Consider the following 19,091-nt stretch of genomic DNA (forward strand, 5'->3'; position numbering starts at 1 on the left):
CTTACTCCCTAAGACTAAAGTAACGTTGCTGTGATCTGTACTGGATAAACCTTGTAAACCCATTTCATAACAATTACTATGAGACTATGACTGTTCTTGAAAATGATAGAGAAAGAGGGAGGTTAGCCATGTGTCTAACAACCTGAAGTTTAACATTCGCAGCAAGATCGTGATCGGCTACCTGTTAATACTATTATGTCTTGGGGCCTTTCTCTGGATTGTAAGTGAACGGATATCCTCGCTGCAGCGCGAGGCTGATTTTATAGAAAAGCACGATATTGAGGTACATAATCTAACGCATGAGATTGAGAAGGACTTGCTTGAGATGGAGACAGGACAGCGGGGCTACGTCATTACGGGCGATGATACATACCTTGAACCGTTCAATCAAGCGCTGTCGTCCTGGCAAATTCACTACAACAAGCTCTATCAACTGATTGGGAATAGCACAGAACAGACGAATCTACTCGACAATATCAAGGAAAATATCCAGTACTGGATTGCCAACGCCGGGCAACCGGCCGTGCAATTAAAACAACTGGGTCAAGATGATGAGGCGCTTCACTTCTTCCTTAATGATCCTGGACAGCAGGCGATGAATTCCATTCATCAACTATTCCTCACCTTTCGCATGACCGAACGTGAGCTGACCTCGAACCGAATTGAGGAGATGAAGAGCAGTAACACCCAACTCTTGTACACGATGTACGGCTTGTGGGCAGGGGCAGCCATTATTACAATCTGTGCGGCTTGGATCATTTCTAAGAGTATCGTCAGACCTATTACTCAGGTAACAGCCATGATTACGGATATCACCAACGGGGGGAACTTGGGGCAGCGAGTCCAGGTACATTCTAATGATGAGGTCCGTCACTTAGCTGATCAGACGAATGAATTGCTCGCCCAAGTCAGTCGGCAGAACTGGGCTAAGGACCATGTTACAGTCATGGCGACATTACTCCAATCAGCCGACAAAGTGGAGACGGCGTCACAATTCTATATTCATAAAGTAGCCTCCATCATGAAGCTGCCCTATGGAGCCTTTTATATCAATCGCAACGGAACCGAGTTGGTTAAGTCGGCAGCTTTTGCAGATCCAGACGGAGAGCCATGGAATAAGGTTAGGGATCGATTCTTGCCTGGGGAAGGTCTGGTTGGTCAATGCATGCTGGAGAAGCGGATGATCTTGCTGGATGATCTGCCGCCGCATTACGTCCGGATTGAGTCGGGTCTTGGGGATGCGGAGCCTTCAACGTTACTGCTTGCACCTGTGATGTTCGAGTCCCAAGTTGTCGGCGTAGTGGAACTCGCGAAGTTCTCTCCGTTTGATGCGTTGGAAATCCAATTATTGGAGCAGATGAATCAACAGCTTGGCATTGCTTTGAATTCAATCCGTAACAAGATCGAAATCCAGCAGCTGTATCATGAATCCCAGACGTTAAATGAAGAGCTGCAGAGTCAGACAGAAGAGCTTCAGGCTCAAACAGAAGAATTGCAGACGCATTCTATTGAAATGCAGATGCTGAATGAGCGGCTGGAGACGCAGAATCAAGCAGCTTTAATCGCCGCACAGGAACTGGAGAAGTATGCACAAGAATTAGAGAAGAGTTCGAAGTACAAATCTCAATTCCTGGCTAACATGTCTCATGAGTTACGCACACCTCTGAACAGCATGCTCATATTGTCTCAGATACTCGCTGAGAACAAGCAGGGTAGTTTGACCGAAGAAGAGCAGCATTACGCGTCGGTTATCCATAACTCAGGTGGAGAATTGTTGAATTTAATCAATGATATTCTGGATTTGTCCAAGGTAGAAGCAGGTAAAATGCAAATTGAAATGGATCTCGTTAATCTGACCGAGCTGCCTGAACTTATGCAGGATTATTTCGCGAAGAGCGCAGAATCCAAGAATCTGGATTTTGTAATTGAGATGGGTTCCAACCTACCGGATATGATGTACAGCGATGGGTTACGGCTGCATCAAATTCTAAGAAATTTACTCTCGAACGCGATTAAATTTACGGAGAGCGGGAGCGTCACTCTTCGGGTGATGAAGCTGGATTCGGTGGCGACTCATGATTTCGTCATTGGTGGCGACGTCATCGCTTTCTCTGTCGAGGATACCGGCATCGGCATTGCGGCGGAACATTTATCTCCTATCTTTGAGGCGTTTCATCAAGGTGAAGAGGCCGCAGCGCGGAAGTTTGGTGGAACCGGTCTTGGTTTATCGATATCGCTTCATCTGGCGAAATTGCTCGGTGGCTATATTATGGTTGAGAGTGAAGAAGGTAAGGTAGTACATTTATCTTCTATATGCCGCTGGTCACAGATTTGGGAGCTACAGACAGTCTGTTTATGCTCTCCGAGGTTGCTATTACGAGGGAGAAGCTGGATGAGACGGAGGCTGATTTTCCATGGGCGGGTTTGAACAGGAGGAACTTCGACTGCTCGAGGATATGACCATTCTGGTTGTAGACGATGATATACGTAACGTCTACGGACTGATGAATGGGCTGGAGAAGCTGAATCTGACAGTTCATACTGCACGGAACGGTTATGAGTGTCTCGAATTGCTGGAGAAACTTCATTCGATTGATGCTGTCTTACTGGATATGAACATGCCCGAGATGGATGGGTGCGAGACAATTAAGCGGATAAGGGAGCATCCGGATTGGAACAGACTTCCGGTTATGGTTATGGCATCACCTGCGTGGATTAGGCAAGGGCAAGTTCAGCACATGGATGATGAAGCAACAGGGTATGTACAGAAGCCTGTGCAAATCTCAGAGGTAATCTCTAAACTCCTCACACTACTATGACTCGTGAAGAACCGGACCTGAGTAAGTAAGATTACTCAGGTCCGTTTGCATATGGGCATCAGCGGTTCAAGTTCTTACGTTGCCCCCAGAATCGAAGATCAACATTCACATCGACTTCACGCAAGGATTCATCGGTTATATCCAGCTTCTGCTCGGCGAGTTCCTTCCATTTGCTCGGGTCTTTGCGATGAAGCTGGACGCTAAGCTGGAAGGGATCGGCGTTCAGCTTCACTCCTTTATGAAACGTGTTCATAAGTTCGTCACGCAATGTTTTTTCTGTCATCTCCCTCATTTCAGCTACGGAGACTTTTTTATACATATTTTGTACGGTGCCCGTCACATTAAGCTTGATCCGATAGCCAATCTCTCCCTTATCGCGGAGAATTTCAATAGCATGCTGAGGTCTTTGAAGGCTGATACTGCCTATTGCCTCGTCGTTTTCCTTCACAATGAGTGCGGCGTGTGATTTTGAGGTAGCAAGCCATCGCGCGCCAAGCAAGTCATTACGGCTAAGCCATCCATTTACTTCCTGATTCTTCAGCAAGAACCCCCCGTTCACTTCTAGCAGCGGATGTTGTTTAAGATTCTCTGTCCAGGTCTGGTTCGTTATATGAAGAGTGGGAAGGGTCACCGTTGCCGCTTTATCGCGGTACTGTCTTATGAAATTCACGAATTGGATCGGTGGAATAAACGAGAATTGTTCATAATTCTCCTCCGGCTCATGGAGCAAGGAGTGCAGTGGTGACAACTGGAAGAATGGGGAGACCGTAAATAGGTCTTTCATGCTGATCTTCGTACCATAAATCCACTTCGTGTACCTAATTTCTTGAGAGCGATTCGTCATGTCGAAGACTTGTGATAATCGATCGTGTTGGAGCATGGATTCACTTAACACAAGTGCCGTGACATGGCCCCAAGAAACCCTTTGCTGACTTGTTGCATATAGTTCGATGAGAGATCCCGACAGGGTGCTGCTTTTGCCTCTACCCACATATCGGGGCGGATTCGGTTTGTTTCCCGGTTTCTTGTTTGGCGATGGTTGCGAAATCCAACATCTGTACATAAGTAATAAACTCTCCGTCTTGGTAATCGATACCAAGGGCTGCGATGTAATTAATGTCTTGCACCTCTTTGTTATCCCAGCACCCTGTCTGGGTTATGAGCACCGAGAATATAACGAGCATTGTCCATATGCGTTTCATAACGCCCCGCCCTTTTTGCGTTTCCCGGGAACCTCAACAGATTACCTACGATTTTAGGTAAGGAGAACGGGGAGAAGGGAGCAAGAAACGGTTGACCGAAGGGTTGATGACCCGCTGTATATTGAACGATAAAGAAAATGGCGATGAAGAATCCAAACAAGCCGAGAAACGAAGAAAATGCTAGCACAAAGAAGCGCATAAGCGTCTGAGAGATCACGAAGTCCTGGTTGGAGTGCACGGCACCGGACACAAAAGACAATGCAGCTATAAATGTCATCGTGGGCGAGAAGAGCCCCCCTCGAATTGCGGCATCGCCGATAATAATACCGGAAACGACGGTTATGGTTGACGCGATGGGAGTCGGCATCTGCATGCCGACTTCCCGCAGCAGCGTCAGCAGGAAGAGAATAATGAGCATCTCGAAACCGGTAGGTATCGGCAGTCCGAGCCTGGTATTGGCAATAGTGGCCAATAGCGGAAATGGAATCTGATCCTGATGGAACGACATCAAGGTGATATAGAAGCCCGGCAGCAAAATCGAGAGGAAGAAGCCGAGTAATCGCAGCAGCCGATAAGGCATGACGAAGTAGAACGGCATTTGGGGATCTTCCGCGGCGAATACAAGCTGCATAAAACTGGCTGGCGTAATGAGGACGACAGGACTTCCCTGCATAATAATAATCAATCGGCCGCGTACTAACGAATCGTAAGCTAAATCTGGTCGACCGGTATAATCGAATATGGGCAGTACGGAGAAACGGTACGGCGACAAATGTTCTGTTAATTCTCCGACTCCAACAGGGGAATCGCCGGTGTAGCTCTCAATTTGATCAATAATTTGCTTTACGGTTTCAGGGATTACTTTATCCGGGATGTACATGATGCCGAGTTCCGTTTTGCTGCGATCACCAAGCTTAAAGGAACGGTATACCAAATCAGTGGATTTCATTCGTTTGCGAATTAAGGATACGTTGATATCAAGCTCTTCAATGAATCCGTCTCTCGGACCTTTAATGGACGTTTCGGATCCACTCTCTTCTGGAGAACGCCCAATATCTTTCGCGGCGTTGAAGCTGAACAGACTCTGATCTTCCGGGATATATAGAGCAACGTAACCGGAGAATACCGTCTCTACAATTATCTCCTCATCAGCTTCATGCTTATCAATGGCCAGATGGGATTCGAGACCGACGGGTTCGAATGTCCCTTTTTTAACCGTCGTATCCCAAGCTTCATGCAAGACGGGTAAGAAAGTTTTGGATATCAAATCGGGGTCGCACATCATCGTATTGTAGATCATGATTCCCCACGGCTCACCTGTCGTCTCTGTCTCGGGGAAACGGGAAATATAAACGTCATCGCAATGAATGAATCGGTCTTTCAGCTGTTGTTCTGTTAGCATCATGGCTGCTGTGTTCCTTTCCCAGGTGTTTGTTCTAGTGAAGCAGGTTTACGAATCAGGAAGAACATGAGAATAATTAGCACGGTGATATATCCGGCTGATGCCGGGAGAAAGTAATCAGACATGAAATAGTACATCTTTAAGTTACTGATGGGCGAGATGCATAAGACGATGAGCAGCACAGAGATCGCAAATATTCCGGCGTTCTGCTTCGGTTTGCTGAATAAGGTTTCACTAAGTAAATAGATGCATAATGATATCGAAATATATGCACCGCTAAGCCACTGGAAGATGGACAGGAAATCGACGTGCTCCACGAATTTCCCCAGCTTTACGAGCCGCCACTGCTCGTAAGCGGGATAACGTTGTAGCGTCATCTCCTCTGGCCCGAATTCGGCGATGCCGGCAACCGTAGGGCCAAATGTCAGACAAATCAAAACAACGTGAATCAGCAGCAGCGTGATGAATCCAGGTTTTTTCTGAAGATGGGGGCGAAGAAACAAGATCAGTACGAATTGGGCTAACCCGCCGAACATGACGGGGATACCTTCGAGTACGGGCATAAATCCATATTCGAGAACGGGAAACAGGTAATTGTAGTTCTTCACTTTAATATTAGCGATGGACACAAAAATGCCTAATAGCACAACAACCGGCAGCAGAATGCCCGCTGTCGTTCCGAGAACGCCCATTCCTTTTCGGGCGGTGATGAGACATAACACGATCAGTATGAGTGACGTCGCAATGACCGGAGTTTGAATCATATACGTGGATTTAGTCCAATCCACGACTTCCTTCAACGTGTAGAAGGCAAACAGAAAGAAATAAACGCTCGACATAGCCGAAATGATGATTCTTGCTGTTTTTCCGCTGCTGTCTTCTATAGCTTGACGAATGGAACGGTCGCCGATTTTCCGGATGATTCCGAATACAAGCAGCACCCATGGCACGAAGAGAAAAGCCGAAACGATAATCGTAATCCAGGCGTCACGGCCAGATTTTTCTAACAAGACAGGTATGATTATGACATGATTGGTCAGACCTGCCGTCAACATCATGATCATAAACACCTGATTCATCGGCATTCCTCGTGCACCCGCCACACATATCCCCCGTTTCCAGCGTCTGAATTTCTGCTTTATGGTTCACGAGGCCCAGCCAAATTATGCGAGATCAACCAGTAATCTGAATAATCCCGGCATGGTTTCCTTCATACTAACTTCAAATTGGAGTTGGATAAGGCGGGTGAGGGATATGGAGCGTGGCGCGAAGGCAGAAAAAAATCGCGGGAATCTGAAATGGTGGCAGCTGTCGCTGCTAGGTGTAGCCTCTACGATAGGTACTGGATATTTTCTCGGATCGGCACTCGGAATTCGTCTGGGTGGCCCAGCATTTGTGTTGTCCATTGGAATTGCAGCAGCAGCAACCTATTTCGTATTCGACGTACTTGCACGCATGACGCTGCCGATCCGGAAGAAGGATCCTTCAGGACGTATGCCAAACAAGCGTACGGCCGATGGGCCGGGTTCTCCACAGGCTGGATGTACTGGTGTTCCGAAGTGCTCATTATGGGAAGCCAAATGACCGCTTTGGCGATATTCACCCGCTTCTGGTTTCCGGGAGTGCCGATGTGGTTGTGCGCGCTCGGCTATGCTGTACTTGGGCTAGGAGTGATCTGGATTGGAAACAAAGCATTCGATCGGCTGGAGACTTTATTGGCGTGCATAAAGGTTGCAGCGATCATCATGTTTCTGATCATTGCCGCGGCGGCATGGCTGGGTTGGCTTCGGGGAGGGAGCAGACCGGCCTTGCCCGCGAATTGGCATGATTTCTATCCGACAGGTGCCAAGGGGGTATGGGCATCGTTGATCTTTGCGTTCTATACATTTGGAGGGATTGAAGTGATGGGGCTGATGGCGCTGCGTCTTCGAAAACCGAATGAAGCACCAAGGGCTGGCAAGGTGATGATCTTGCTGTTGTCCGTTATCTATATTCTCTCCATTGGCATGGTGGTCATGATGATGTCCTGGCATCAATTCTCGGCAGACAGAAGCCCATTCGTTGCCGTGTTAGATTCGTATCATCTTCCGTTCGTGCCTCATGTCTTCAATGCCGTATTAATTGTTGCGGGCTTCTCCACGATGGTGGCTTCCTTGTATGCAGTAACCACCATGTTGGTAACTTTGTCGGAGGATCACGATGCACCGCGGATATTTGCGATAACCAAGCGGGAACGTAAGGTTCCCATATATGCTTTATCACTCACGGCAGGCGGTCTCTGTATATCAATCGTACTATCTTTGTTAATCCCTGGAAAAATTTACGAGTATCTTACGACGGCCGCCGGACTCATGCTGTTGTACAACTGGCTGTTCATACTACTTAGTGCAGGGAGGATGATCAAATTTACGACGTGGGGACAATTCAAACGTTTTACGGCTATGTTATTGATTATTCTGGCGGTCAGTGGAACAGCTGTTCAGCGAAGCAGCCGACCCGGAATGTTCATTAGCTTGGGTTTTCTCCTCGCGATTGGATTGATTGTGCTCATGATGAATGCGTTATGGAAGAAGAACGATCGTAAACGGAGCTCCAGGCTTCCGCAACACAATGAATAAAAGGGATCTAGTCGTTAGAAGACAAGTGGGTACAGCAATGCAAGGGCTCTTAATGCAAAATAGATTCCGAATATCATTAGCGATAAACCGGAGAGTATGGAAATTGTGGACAATGCTTTTTGATTCAAATATTTACGGAAGATGCTTCCAAGCGTAGCCATGATGAAATCCCAGATCAGAACGCCGGCAATAACGGCAAAGCTATAGAGCAGAATATGGCCTGTTCCATCATCATCCGCTGCAGTCTTCACTAGAATGGAGCCATATATGCCAAGCCAGAACAGGATCGTCATGGGGTTGGAGACCGACAATACGAATCCGGCAAACATGGTTTTGGGGATGGAATCCTCATTGCGAGCCTGGCTGATCGTTACTTTACCGGCATTCATGATGCTTTCAAAGCCGGAATAGATCAGTACGAACGCACCGAACAGCCACAGAAACGTCTGCATGAACGGCGTATTCAAAAAGTGCACAACCCCAAGGTACACGAGTACCATATAGAAGACGTCTGCGAATGCAGCACCAATGCCAAACATCCAGGAATGCCAGAATCCATGCTTGATTCCTTTGTCAAGCTGGGCAGCATTGATGGGTCCAATCGGTGCAGAAAGTGAAAGTCCGAGAAGTAAATAACTTAGAAAAACAGTCATAATCGCTCCACCTTTCAGGAAATAAAAGGAACTAAGGCTATATGGTGCTTGTACGCCTATGCTCGTACATTGTATTCATACAGAGGAGAAAGTAATACCTATAATATGGAAAATCAATCTCTTTGGAGCGACTGCTTTCGATTGTCAGGGCGATACATGATTTTCATTGACGCCGGAAATTTGGTAGGATAGAAGGCGTGTACCGGATTCATTCATAAGCGCAACTGATGATGTCAATCATGTTAGTGAGAGGATTAGAATGCGATGAACGACGGGCAAGAGAAGCGACTTCAGGTTGGCTTATCGGGTTGGGGAGATCACCCTCAATTATACGACGATGGCGCGAGATCATCGGATCGACTGCCGATGTATAGTCGGCATTTTCCGATTGTGGAGATGGATAACTCTTTTTATGCCATTCCCTCGCCGGAGCAGATGGAGAAGTGGTCGAATGCCGTACCGAATGATTTCGGTTATATCGTCAAAGCCTATCAGGGAATGACGGGTCATACCCGCGGCAACGACAGGAACCATTATCCGAATGCCAAATTGATGTTCGAGACGTTTATTCGATCTGTGGAAACATTGCATTCAGCCGGGAAATTAAGGACGGTTCTGTTCCAATACCCGCCATGGTTTCAATGTGAGCGAAAGCATGTAGAAGTATTGAAGCGCACGCGCGAGTGGATGCGAGATTATCCGGTGGCACTCGAATTCCGCCATCAGAGCTGGTACGCACCGGAGTACAGACAGAAGACGATGGATCTGATGTGCACGGAGGGCTGGATTCACAGTATTGCTGATGAGCCACAGGCAGGATTAGGTTCCGTACCGGTTGTGTTAGAAAGCTCGATGCGTCAAGCCGTTATGGTACGCCTGCACGGTCGCAACGCTGAAGGATGGCACTCCAGTGGACAGCCGAATTGGCGCGAGATACGTTACCTATACCGATATAGCCGAGAAGAACTAGAAGAGTGGAAGTCATGGATCAATCAATTGCTGAAGCAATCCGATCAATGCTGGGTAATATTCAATAACAATTCCGGCGGTGATGCAGCGGATAATGCCAAGCAGCTTCTGGAGATGTTCGGACTCGATTCCGGACCAGCACCTTTGAGGCAGATGGATTGGCTGGACGAGGATATTTTTGTAGATTAATTACTGGAAATGGAACCAATGACAGAGAATTGATGAAGGTTTGGACAATCGTCAACAAATTGACGCAAATTGATCTGTTTCCGAGATGATTATTATATATAAAGGGTATTTTCGGTATGAAGGCCAAGTGTATTATAATGTATCTGTTAGATAATGCGAAAATTAGGTATTATTCAGAGAAATTCCGTCCTTGAACAATCAAAATAATCTGACGGAGGGAGTCAGCGATGAAGACCCTTGACAGAATGGCAGAGGGACCTTGGCAGAAATATCACGGTCCGAACTTGGGGTACATCCAAGATCAGTATGAGAAGTTTTTGCAAGACCCGGAATCAGTGGAACCTGGATATCGTGAATTGTTTGCTAGTTGGGGGCCACCCCCGGCGTTAGAGCACAATGAAAAGAAAGCGGATTCGCAAAACCATGGCACAGGTTTCGATTCACGACTGCTGAAAAAAGGCGTGGATGCTGGCAAATTGGTATGGAATATTAGAACCTATGGTCATCTTGCGGCCGACATTGATCCCATTGGAATTGGGAACGAAGCAGACACACGTCTTCTTCAACCGGAAAGCTACCAGCTCAGTCAAGCTGATTTGGCAGCCCTGCCGGCAGAGATCGTCTGGGAGGAGGCTCCTGGTGATATCAAGAACGGTTATGAGGCTATCCAGCGGCTGTTGCAATTATATACAGGCACGATCGCATATGAGTTCAGTCATATTCACGACGAAGAAGAGCGTAAATGGCTTAACCAACGTGCTGAGGAAGGCCCGTCTTCGCTAAATGCACAAGAACGCGAAGCACTTCTCAAACAGCTGCTCCAAGCCGAACAATTCGAAGAATTCCTACACCGTACATTCGTAGGCGCCAAGCGATTCTCGGTTGAAGGCAACGAATCTCTCGTGCCGCTGCTCGAAGAGATCGTACGTCAATCGGCAGAGCGTGAAGTGGATTCCATTCTGGTCGGTATGGCTCACCGTGGCCGTTTGAACGTACTTGCCCATGTGATGGGTAAGGATTACGGCAAGATTTTCTCGGAGTTCATGCATTCTCCGAACAAACATCTTGTGCCTTCCGAAGGCTCCATGGGCATTAACTATGGTTGGACCGGTGATGTGAAGTACCATCTGGGTGCTGACCGTTACTTGAAGAAGGACGAAGTTCGTCAAGTGCGGATTAACCTTGCGAACAATCCGAGTCATCTGGAATACGTGAACCCAGTGGTTGAGGGCTATGCACGTGCTGCTCAGGAAGACCGCAGTCAAGCCGGATATCCGAAGCAGGATGTTAATAAAGCACTGAGCATTCAAATTCACGGTGATTCCGCTTTCCCGGGGGAAGGCATCGTACCAGAAACGTTGAACTTTAACAAATTGCCGGGATTCCGTACAGGCGGATCGATTCACATCATCGTGAATAACCGGATCGGATTTACGACAGAAGGTAAAGACTCCAGATCTACGCACTATGCAAGCGATTTGGCCAAAGGCTACGAAATTCCGATTATTCACGTGAATGCGGATGATCCGGAAGCGTGTGTTGCCGTTGCCCGTCTTGCGAGCGAATATCGCAACAAATTCAAGAAGAGCATTCTGATCGATCTGGTCGGCTACCGCAAATACGGACACAACGAAACGGATGATCCGGAAACCACCCAGCCGCTGATTTACCAGAAGGTAAAGAGTCACCCTTCTGTCAGCACGCTGTACGCGAAGAAACTGGTTGAAGGTACGGTTCTTTCACAAGAGCAAGCTGATCAATTGAAGACTTCCGTCATCGATGTATTAAAGAAGGCTTATGAAGAAGTGAAGTCCAAAGAACCTGTCGATCATACGCTGCTTGGTTTGAATGCAACCGATGGTAAATCCGCCGTAGAAGCTAACACGAACGTGTCTGCCGAAGTTCTGCGTGGAATCAACCGTGAGCTGCTGCATTGGCCGGAAGGCTTCACGGTGTATCCGAAGCTGAAGCGTATTCTTGAGCGTCGCAGTAACTCGCTGAACGAAGGCGAGAAGGTCGATTGGGGACATGCCGAGACACTGGCATTCGCTACGATTCTTGCTGACGGCAAGCCGATTCGTATTACCGGACAGGACGCGGAACGCGCGACGTTTGCCTTCCGTAATCTCGTGTTGCACGACTCTGTTAACGGAGATACGTTCTGCCCGCTGCATCGATTGCCGCAAGCGAAGGCGTCGTTCGCTATCCACAACAGCCCGCTTACGGAGGCTGCTGTCGTTGGATTCGAATACGGCTACAATGTATATTCTCCGGAAACCTTGGTGATCTGGGAAGCGCAATATGGTGATTTCACGAACTGTGCGCAAGTGCTGATCGATCAGTTTATTTCCGCGGGACGCTCGAAGTGGAGACAGAAATCAAGTCTTGTCATGCTGCTGCCGCACGGTTATGAAGGCAACGGTCCTGAGCACTCCAGTGCTCGTCTGGAACGTTTCTTACAACTTAGCGGTGAAGATAACTGGACCGTTGTGAATTTATCTTCCGCTGCTCAATATTTTCATCTCCTTCGCAAGCAGGCATCACAGACGGAAACCGAAGATGCGCGTCCGCTGATCGTGATGTCACCGAAGAGTTTGATTCGCAATCCACGCGCAGCCTCTACGGTAAATGCGTTTAGCGAAGGCGGCTTCCAGAAGGTCATCGAACAGCCGGGGCTTGGCAAATCACCGAAGAAGGTAGAGCGTCTTGTACTTTGCTCCGGTAAGGTGGCCATCGATCTGGAGGAAGCGATCGATAAACAGCAGGACGAGGATCAATCCTGGGTGCATATTCTCCGGGTGGAACAGCTGTATCCGTTCCCGAAAGAAGAAATTTCCCGTGTGTTGCAGAAGTATCCGAACTTGAAAGAAATTTTGTGGGTACAGGAAGAGCCACAGAACATGGGCGGCTGGAGCTTTATGGAGCCGAAAATCCGTGAAATTGCACCGAAAGGCACTGAGGTCCGTTACAGCGGACGTCCTGAGCGTTCAAGCCCCGCAACAGGCTATCAGGATGTTCATGTGTATGAGCAACAGACCATCATTTCATTTGCCCTTAATCGTAAAACTATAAATCAAGAGATCTCATTGGGGAGGTAGCGGCTGTGAGCGAAATTACTGTACCAGCTATGGGCGAATCCATCACCGAAGGAACGATATTCAAATGGCACGTTAAAGAAGGGGATAGCGTTAACATTGGTGATGTTCTGCTCGAGTTAGAAACGGATAAGGTTAATCTTGAGATTAGCGCAGAGTCAGAAGGCGTTGTGCAAAAAATCCTTCGTCAAGAAGGGGAGAATGTGACGATCGGCGAAGTGATCGGCCAAATCTCCGCACAGGAAGGCGTTTCGAATGCACCGGCATCGAAAGCAGAGGAGGCATCTGCACCAGCAGAGGCGCCGAAAGTTTCAGAGACACCGAAAGCAGCTTCTGCACCAGTACCGGCAGAGAACGGGGAAGGATCAGGGCTGACTGCATCGCCATCCGCACGCAAGCTGGCTCGTGAGCGCGGGATTGATCTGGACCAGGTACAGGGCCGTGATCCAATCGGTCGTATTTATCATGACGACGTGAAGACTCACAACGAAGGTAGCAAGCCGGCTGCAGCACCAAGCAAGCCAGCGACAGCTCCTGCTGCTCAAGCGCCTGCTGCTGAATATGGCAAACCGGTTGAGCGTACACGTATGTCACGTCGCCGTCAGACGATCGCGAATCGTCTGGTAGAAGCCCAACATACGGCAGCAATGCTCACAACGTTTAACGAAGTGGATATGACAGCAATCTTGGACGTTCGTAAGCGTCGCAAGCAAGCTTTCCAAGAGAAGCATGATGTGGCTTGGGCTTTATGTCCTTCTTCACGAAGCTGTCGTGGGTGCATTGAAGAAGTACCCTCACCTGAATGCCGAAATTGATGGCGACGATATTGTTGTGAAGAAATTTTATGATATCGGCATCGCTGTATCTGCCAAAGAAGGCCTGGTCGTACCAGTTGTTCGTGATGCAGATCGTCTGGGCTTTGCTGAAATCGAGAAAGAAATCGGTAATCTTGCTGGTAAGGCTCGTAACAATGCGCTCGCATTGTCTGAGCTGCAAGGCGGAACGTTCACGATTACGAACGGCGGCGTATTCGGATCGCTGTTGTCCACACCAATCCTGAACACACCTCAAGTCGGTATTCTCGGAATGCACAAAATTCAGCTTCGTCCTGTTGCGATTGATGCTGAGCGCATGGAGAACCGTCCGATGATGTATATCGCATTGTCGTACGATCACCGTATCGTGGATGGTTCCGAAGCGGTTCGCTTCCTGGTGACGGTGAAGGAGCTTCTGGAAGATCCGGAATCCTTGTTGCTGGAAGGCTAAGCTTCCGCATAATAGAGTTCGACCAAAGGTCGCATGGGGTAGCCCATGCGACCTTTTTAGTGGAATGGCTTGGTTTGATTTTCTAATAGGATCAAGTTAACATGACTATAGATGCGGAGACAATTCTGGGAGGAGAGATCAGATATGACAAAGAAGGCACGCACATTGATATTTACAGGTGCTTATGCAGAAGCAACCCAGACGGGTGTATGTGTATATAGCTTCGACGACGAGAGTGGCAAGATGGAATTGCTCGATGAGGTATCTGGGATTAAAAACCCGACGTTTGTTAACGTGAACCCTGGAACCGAGCGTTTATATGCGATTGGCGAAATTTCGGACGATGGAGAGAAAGCGGCAGAGATTGTTACGTTTGCAATCGATCCGGCATCAGGTAAGTTGACTGAGCTGAATCGGGTTCGCAGTGTCAGCAGCTCTACCTGCCATATTCAAAGAGATGAAGCCGGTAAGCATCTTATTGTTACAAGTTATCATGGCGGTCTTGTTGGGCTTCACCGTATCGACGAGGACGGAGTGGCCGGGGAGCTGCTGGATGAGAAGAAGCATGCGGAGCTGGTAGCGATCCGAGACGATCAACAGCCAAGAGCGCATTCTGCGTTCTATAGCCCGGACGAGAAATACATATTTGTGCAGGATTTGGGTCTGGACAAGATCCTTAGCTACACGCTGGTTAACGAAACATTGAATTATGTGGGTGAGACCGTATTGGATGAGGGAGTAGGACCTCGTCATCTCGCGTTTCATCCAAGTGGCAAGTATGCGTACGTGATCAACGAACTGAACTCGAGTGTGACAGTCCTTCAATATGAGACAGGGAGACTATCGCCACTTGAGACGGTGTCGACGCTGCCCGTGGATTTCGACGGTGAAAGCTATTGTGCGGAGATTGCGGTTGCGGAAGATGGTCGGACAGTGTACGGCTCCAATCGAGGACATGACAGCATCGTGGTATTCTCGGTGCATGAGGGTACGGGACGTTTGTCACCGGTCCAATATATATCGACCGAAGGGGGGCATCCTCGGCACTTCGCTTGAGTCCTAATGGTCAGTTCCTGATTGTCGCCAATCGAGATGGAAATAATCTGGTACTGTACACCGTCGATCCGGAGGATGGCAAATTAGACTACACCGGTTATGCCGTTTCACAGTCGAAGCCTGTCTGCGTGAAGCCAGCCGTCTTCGCAAGGTGATATAGTAGCCTAAATTGGTAGCCTTCCTCGCTTCGGATGATGCTTCTTATATCACAGGTACCGAGATTTATATCGACGGTGCGGAATCGCTGATTTACTAAGCATGTAGCGATTTGACAAATTCGAGGTGATTCCTCATAATAAATGAACGTATTGTCAAATCAGAATGTGGTGATAAATATGGGTATCGTCGTTGTGGAAATATGCGACAGCAATTTGATGAGTGCTTTGGAGCTTGAGCATTTGGAGGATCTCTATCCCGAAATCGCTGTCCTGCGAGCGGATTGCATGAATTTATGTGGTCTATGCAAGCTGCGTCCATACGCCTTGGTGAATGGCAAGCGTGTCTTCGCAGCAACAACGGAAGAATGCGTCGAGAAGATCAAAGCAGCCATCGAAGCTGAATTGGCTGTTTTCTTATAATAGTAATTCGTCCTTATGGGCGAATAAGGTTTGAGGCATGGCGTCGATGACGCTATGCCTCTTTCATGTTGCTGGGCACAATAATAGCCAGAGGAGCATTGTCCTCTGGCTATTGTAGTTCAGGTTGTCTGTCGTTAGGAAGCGTTATGACTTGCCGCTACGACCTCTTCACAAGCATCGGAGCAGCAGCCGTGATGCAACTCCTCGCAGTCTTCACAGCATACATGCTGCAGGTGGCAGGCATCGTTATCGCAGTTGATGTAACGATCTTCCGGCTTGCCGCAGTGATGGCATTTGCCGACAATGATGTCTTCTTCCGTCTGGTTGATTGGCACGGAGATCCGCTCATCAAATACGTAACATTTCCCGTCGAACAAGCGGCCCTGCACCTCCGGATCTTTGCCGTACGTTACAATGCCGCCATCCAGTTGTGCGACATCCTTAAAGCCTTCTTTCATCATGAAGCCGGTGAGCTTCTCACAACGAATACCGCCTGTGCAGTAGGTGAGAATGGTCTTGTCTTTATGCTCGCTTAGATTCTCCCGAATCCACTCCGGGAATTCACGGAAGGACTGCACCTTGGGGCGGATGGCATTACGAAAATGGCCGATATCATATTCATAGTCGTTACGTCCGTCGATGACGATGACGTCGTCACGTTGTAACTGTTCATAGAATTGTTGAGGAGACAGGCGCGCGCCGCTGATGACATTCGGATCAAGCTCATCTTCTACGCGGAAGGTCACGAGTTCTTCCCGGTGACGAACGAACATTTTCTTAAAGGCATGCTCCTCCGAAGGATCGATCTTGAATACCATATCTGCGAATAATGGATTTGCATGCATATCTTGCATATATTGTTCTGTCTGTTCAATTGTTCCGGAGACGGTACCGTTAATGCCTTCTGATGCAACGAGGATGCGTCCTTTCAGATTAAGATCCTTGCAATATTGCAAATGTTCATTCTTGAATGCTTCCGGATCCGGAATGTGAACGAATTTATAATACAGAAGGATCTGGTATTTAGCTGGTTCTGTCATGATTTAATCACCTGTTCTTTTAAGTATTCAGCCCATAAGTTTACTTATAGAATTGTAGTGAATTCGCGTAACATAGTCAACTTAAATGTATAGTAAGTTTTCCATGAAATGTGAAATTCCAGGGTTCCAAGTACAGGGTGATGGGGTTATGATGGAGGGGAACAGGCGAGAAGATCATTCATGAGAGTGGAGGCGTTGAACAGCATGGTACATATCGAACAGAATGCCATCGTATTGTTCCAAGGGGACAGCATTACGGACTGTGGTCGCGATTATGGAGACCCAGGCAGTCTGGGGCAGGGATACGCGTTAATGGCTGCCGCCCGGCTTGGAATGGAACAGCCGACAAAGCGATTGCAATTCATGAATCGAGGCATAAGCGGGCATCGTGTGGTGGATTTGCGAGCACGCTGGGAAAAGGATTGTATGGAGTTAGATCCGACATGGGTGTCCATTCTCGTCGGAATCAATGAAACCGGACGCAAGTATAACCGAGGAGAAGCCACTTCAGTAGAAGCGTATTATGAAGGGTACCGTGAAATACTCATCCAGACTCGCGAGAAGACGGGAGCCAGCTTCATCCTGCTGGAACCGTTCTTGCTGCCAGTAACGGAAGCGAAGAAAGAATGGCGGGAAGATCTTGATCCCAAAATTCAGGCGGTACGTGAGCTTGCACGAGAGTTTGAGACGTTATACGTGCCCCTAGACGGGATATTTGCTGCAGCAAGCACCAAGATGGAGATGGCTTATTGGGCGCCGGACGGTGTGCATCCATCACCGGCAGGTCATGCCTTAATCGCAGAAGCATGGTTAGCCGCGATGAAAGGGAACACGATCTTGTAAGCTGGCATTCGCTCGCAGGACCAACTAATATAAATTAATTAAGCGCTTCCCAATTCTATACGCTTGGGCAGCGCTTCCTCTTATTATAATGACTAGATTCATCGCGGCGTAGCATGAATATATGAGGTTTAAATAGAAAATGACGATTGACGAATATGCGAGAGTACATATAAAATATTTAAAATAGACCGTTGTTCAAATGTGAACAGCCTATTTTTTGACTTTAATACTTTGTTCAATAAAAGCGGGGAAGCGTTGTCGCTTTATGTTGATTGAAACGATGATGAACGGTCATGGAAAATGAGAGGGGAATAAGGATGAAGAAAAAAATGTGGTTATCGCTTACGTTATCGGCATTGCTAGTTACGGCAGCAGGTTGCGGGGATAAACCGGCAGGCAACGGAACTGCTGGAAGCGGCGGGGACACGGAGCAAAAATCGTACAGTATCGCGATTTCGCAGTATGTGGAGCATCCTTCGCTTGATGCCACCAGAGAAGGTATTCTGGCTGCACTGAAGGAAGCGGGAATATCGGAAGAAGATAATACGCTCAAGATTGATTACAACAATGCTCAGGGTGATGCATCTAACAACCTGTCCATCGGGCAGAAGCTGAAGGATACGAAGTCTGACCTGGTTGTTGCGATTGCTACTCCGTCAGCGATGGCTATAGCCGAGAATGTGACGACGAAGCCGGTCTTGTTCGCAGCCGTGACCGATCCGCTTGACGCGAAGCTGGTCGACAGTCTGGAGAAGCCAGGCGGTAATGTTACGGGTGCATCGGATACGAATCCGGAGGCAACCAAACAGCTGATGAATTTTGTAAGTACGCATTTTCCAGAAGTGAAGAAGATCGGGCTTGTCATCAATGAAGGCGAAGCGAACGCTGTCGTTATGGCGAAATCCGCTGAGGAAGCGCTGGCGGAACATGGAATTGAGTTAGTCAGAGCAGCCGTAACGAACACTTCTGAAGTGAAGCAGGCTGCTGAATCGCTGGTCGGTAAAGTCGACGCTTTCTTCATTACGCTGGACAACAACGTAGTAAGCGGAGTTGATGCCGTTATTCAAACCGCACAACAGAATAAAATCCCATTTTTCTCAAGCGACCGGGATACGGTGGAAGCTGGTGCGTTTGCAACGGTCGGATTCAAATACTTCGACCATGGTTATCAAGTCGGCCAGATGGCCGTCGATATTCTGAAGAACGGCAAGAATCCAGCGGATATGGAAATCACGAAGCCTGATAAGCTGGATCTGATCATCAATACGAAGGTTGCCGCCGATTACGGCATTGAAGTGACCGACGCCATGAAGCAGGAAGTCAAAGATCCTGACAACAACATCATTGAATAGCGGTAAGGC

13 protein-coding genes and 4 pseudogenes are annotated in these 19,091 nt (G+C 48.1%); 11 read left to right on the top strand and 6 right to left on the bottom strand.

Annotated elements, in window-relative coordinates:
• The first annotated feature begins 130 nt into the window (after positions 1-130).
• Complete coding sequence (locus tag JCM10914_RS04135) at positions 131-2,428, top strand: CHASE3 domain-containing protein (RefSeq protein ID WP_023957755.1); 2,298 nt, start codon at positions 131-133, stop codon at positions 2,426-2,428.
• On the top strand, positions 2,415-2,819 hold the full coding sequence (locus tag JCM10914_RS29660) for a response regulator (protein ID WP_023957756.1): 405 nt from the start codon (positions 2,415-2,417) through the stop codon (positions 2,817-2,819). Before JCM10914_RS04135 ends, JCM10914_RS29660 begins: the two co-directional genes overlap by 14 nt.
• A gap of 58 nt (positions 2,820-2,877) precedes the next feature.
• On the opposite strand, the gene JCM10914_RS29665 is transcribed toward JCM10914_RS29660, so the two are convergent.
• The 4 genes from JCM10914_RS29665 to JCM10914_RS04150 form a co-directional block, all read right to left on the bottom strand.
• On the bottom strand, positions 2,878-3,603 hold the full coding sequence (locus JCM10914_RS29665; protein ID WP_231638481.1) for a Ger(x)C family spore germination C-terminal domain-containing protein: 726 nt from the start codon (positions 3,601-3,603) through the stop codon (positions 2,878-2,880).
• Positions 3,604-3,802: 199 nt separating this feature from the next.
• A complete protein-coding gene (locus JCM10914_RS29670) occupies positions 3,803-3,946 on the bottom strand; it encodes a hypothetical protein (protein ID WP_231638483.1) in 144 nt (47 codons plus the stop codon).
• A 7-nt stretch (positions 3,947-3,953) separates the two neighbouring features.
• Complete coding sequence (locus tag JCM10914_RS04145) at positions 3,954-5,426, bottom strand: spore germination protein (RefSeq protein ID WP_081739731.1); 1,473 nt, start codon at positions 5,424-5,426, stop codon at positions 3,954-3,956.
• Complete coding sequence (locus tag JCM10914_RS04150) at positions 5,423-6,502, bottom strand: endospore germination permease (RefSeq protein WP_231638485.1); 1,080 nt, start codon at positions 6,500-6,502, stop codon at positions 5,423-5,425. Before JCM10914_RS04150 ends, JCM10914_RS04145 begins: the two co-directional genes overlap by 4 nt.
• Before the next feature lie 175 nt (positions 6,503-6,677).
• Here JCM10914_RS04150 and JCM10914_RS04155 point away from each other — a divergent pair.
• Positions 6,678-8,041, top strand: a pseudogene (locus JCM10914_RS04155) (amino acid permease).
• A gap of 14 nt (positions 8,042-8,055) precedes the next feature.
• On the opposite strand, the gene JCM10914_RS04160 reads toward JCM10914_RS04155, so the two are convergent.
• The gene (locus JCM10914_RS04160; RefSeq protein WP_023957764.1) at positions 8,056-8,694 is read right to left on the bottom strand and encodes a LysE family transporter; all 639 of its coding nucleotides are present in this window, start codon (positions 8,692-8,694) and stop codon (positions 8,056-8,058) included.
• A gap of 264 nt (positions 8,695-8,958) precedes the next feature.
• Between JCM10914_RS04160 and JCM10914_RS04165 the strand changes: the two genes are divergently transcribed.
• The 6 genes and pseudogenes from JCM10914_RS04165 (at position 8,959) to JCM10914_RS04185 (ending at position 15,847) form a co-directional block, all read left to right on the top strand.
• Positions 8,959-9,852, top strand: coding sequence for a DUF72 domain-containing protein (locus JCM10914_RS04165; protein ID WP_023957766.1), 894 nt, complete (start codon positions 8,959-8,961; stop codon positions 9,850-9,852).
• Positions 9,853-10,079: 227 nt separating this feature from the next.
• Positions 10,080-12,950 (top strand): 2-oxoglutarate dehydrogenase E1 component, encoded by a 2,871-nt coding sequence (locus JCM10914_RS04170; RefSeq protein WP_023957768.1) that lies wholly within the window; start codon positions 10,080-10,082, stop codon positions 12,948-12,950.
• Positions 12,951-12,955: 5 nt separating this feature from the next.
• Positions 12,956-14,213: pseudogene (gene odhB / locus JCM10914_RS04175) on the top strand (2-oxoglutarate dehydrogenase complex dihydrolipoyllysine-residue succinyltransferase).
• 144 nt (positions 14,214-14,357) lie between these two features.
• Positions 14,358-15,424 (top strand): annotated as a pseudogene (locus JCM10914_RS04180) (lactonase family protein).
• An 11-nt stretch (positions 15,425-15,435) separates the two neighbouring features.
• Positions 15,436-15,525: pseudogene (locus JCM10914_RS29675) on the top strand (3-oxoacyl-[acyl-carrier-protein] reductase); the annotation flags it as partial.
• 79 nt (positions 15,526-15,604) lie between these two features.
• A complete protein-coding gene (locus tag JCM10914_RS04185) occupies positions 15,605-15,847 on the top strand; it encodes a DUF1450 domain-containing protein (protein ID WP_023957777.1) in 243 nt (80 codons plus the stop codon).
• Positions 15,848-15,981: 134 nt separating this feature from the next.
• On the opposite strand, the gene JCM10914_RS04190 is transcribed toward JCM10914_RS04185, so the two are convergent.
• The gene (locus JCM10914_RS04190; RefSeq protein ID WP_023957779.1) at positions 15,982-16,887 is read right to left on the bottom strand and encodes a rhodanese-related sulfurtransferase; all 906 of its coding nucleotides are present in this window, start codon (positions 16,885-16,887) and stop codon (positions 15,982-15,984) included.
• A gap of 204 nt (positions 16,888-17,091) precedes the next feature.
• Between JCM10914_RS04190 and JCM10914_RS04195 the strand changes: the two genes are divergently transcribed.
• Entirely contained in the window at positions 17,092-17,730 is a 639-nt protein-coding gene (locus JCM10914_RS04195) for an SGNH/GDSL hydrolase family protein (RefSeq protein WP_036716974.1), read from the top strand.
• Positions 17,731-18,047: 317 nt separating this feature from the next.
• Complete coding sequence (locus JCM10914_RS04200) at positions 18,048-19,082, top strand: ABC transporter substrate-binding protein (RefSeq protein ID WP_023957783.1); 1,035 nt, start codon at positions 18,048-18,050, stop codon at positions 19,080-19,082.
• Positions 19,083-19,091: the final 9 nt, after the last annotated feature.

This window comes from Paenibacillus sp. JCM 10914 (genome assembly GCF_001315105.1).
Taxonomy (GTDB): domain Bacteria; phylum Bacillota; class Bacilli; order Paenibacillales; family Paenibacillaceae; genus Paenibacillus_AQ.

Excerpts from the sequence above, each read along its gene's own strand:
- JCM10914_RS29660 (WP_023957756.1), top strand. The coding sequence starts at position 2,415 with ATGGGCGGGTTTGAACAGGAGGAACTTCGACTGCTCGAGGATATGACC.
- JCM10914_RS29665 (WP_231638481.1), bottom strand. The coding sequence starts at position 3,603 with ATGAAAGACCTATTTACGGTCTCCCCATTCTTCCAGTTGTCACCACTG.
- JCM10914_RS04145 (WP_081739731.1), bottom strand. The coding sequence starts at position 5,426 with ATGATGCTAACAGAACAACAGCTGAAAGACCGATTCATTCATTGCGAT.
- JCM10914_RS04150 (WP_231638485.1), bottom strand. The coding sequence starts at position 6,502 with ATGAATCAGGTGTTTATGATCATGATGTTGACGGCAGGTCTGACCAAT.
- JCM10914_RS04160 (WP_023957764.1), bottom strand. The coding sequence starts at position 8,694 with ATGACTGTTTTTCTAAGTTATTTACTTCTCGGACTTTCACTTTCTGCA.
- JCM10914_RS04165 (WP_023957766.1), top strand. The coding sequence starts at position 8,959 with ATGAACGACGGGCAAGAGAAGCGACTTCAGGTTGGCTTATCGGGTTGG.
- JCM10914_RS04170 (WP_023957768.1), top strand. The coding sequence starts at position 10,080 with ATGAAGACCCTTGACAGAATGGCAGAGGGACCTTGGCAGAAATATCAC.
- JCM10914_RS04185 (WP_023957777.1), top strand. The coding sequence starts at position 15,605 with ATGGGTATCGTCGTTGTGGAAATATGCGACAGCAATTTGATGAGTGCT.
- JCM10914_RS04190 (WP_023957779.1), bottom strand. The coding sequence starts at position 16,887 with ATGACAGAACCAGCTAAATACCAGATCCTTCTGTATTATAAATTCGTT.
- JCM10914_RS04195 (WP_036716974.1), top strand. The coding sequence starts at position 17,092 with ATGGTACATATCGAACAGAATGCCATCGTATTGTTCCAAGGGGACAGC.
- JCM10914_RS04200 (WP_023957783.1), top strand. The coding sequence starts at position 18,048 with ATGAAGAAAAAAATGTGGTTATCGCTTACGTTATCGGCATTGCTAGTT.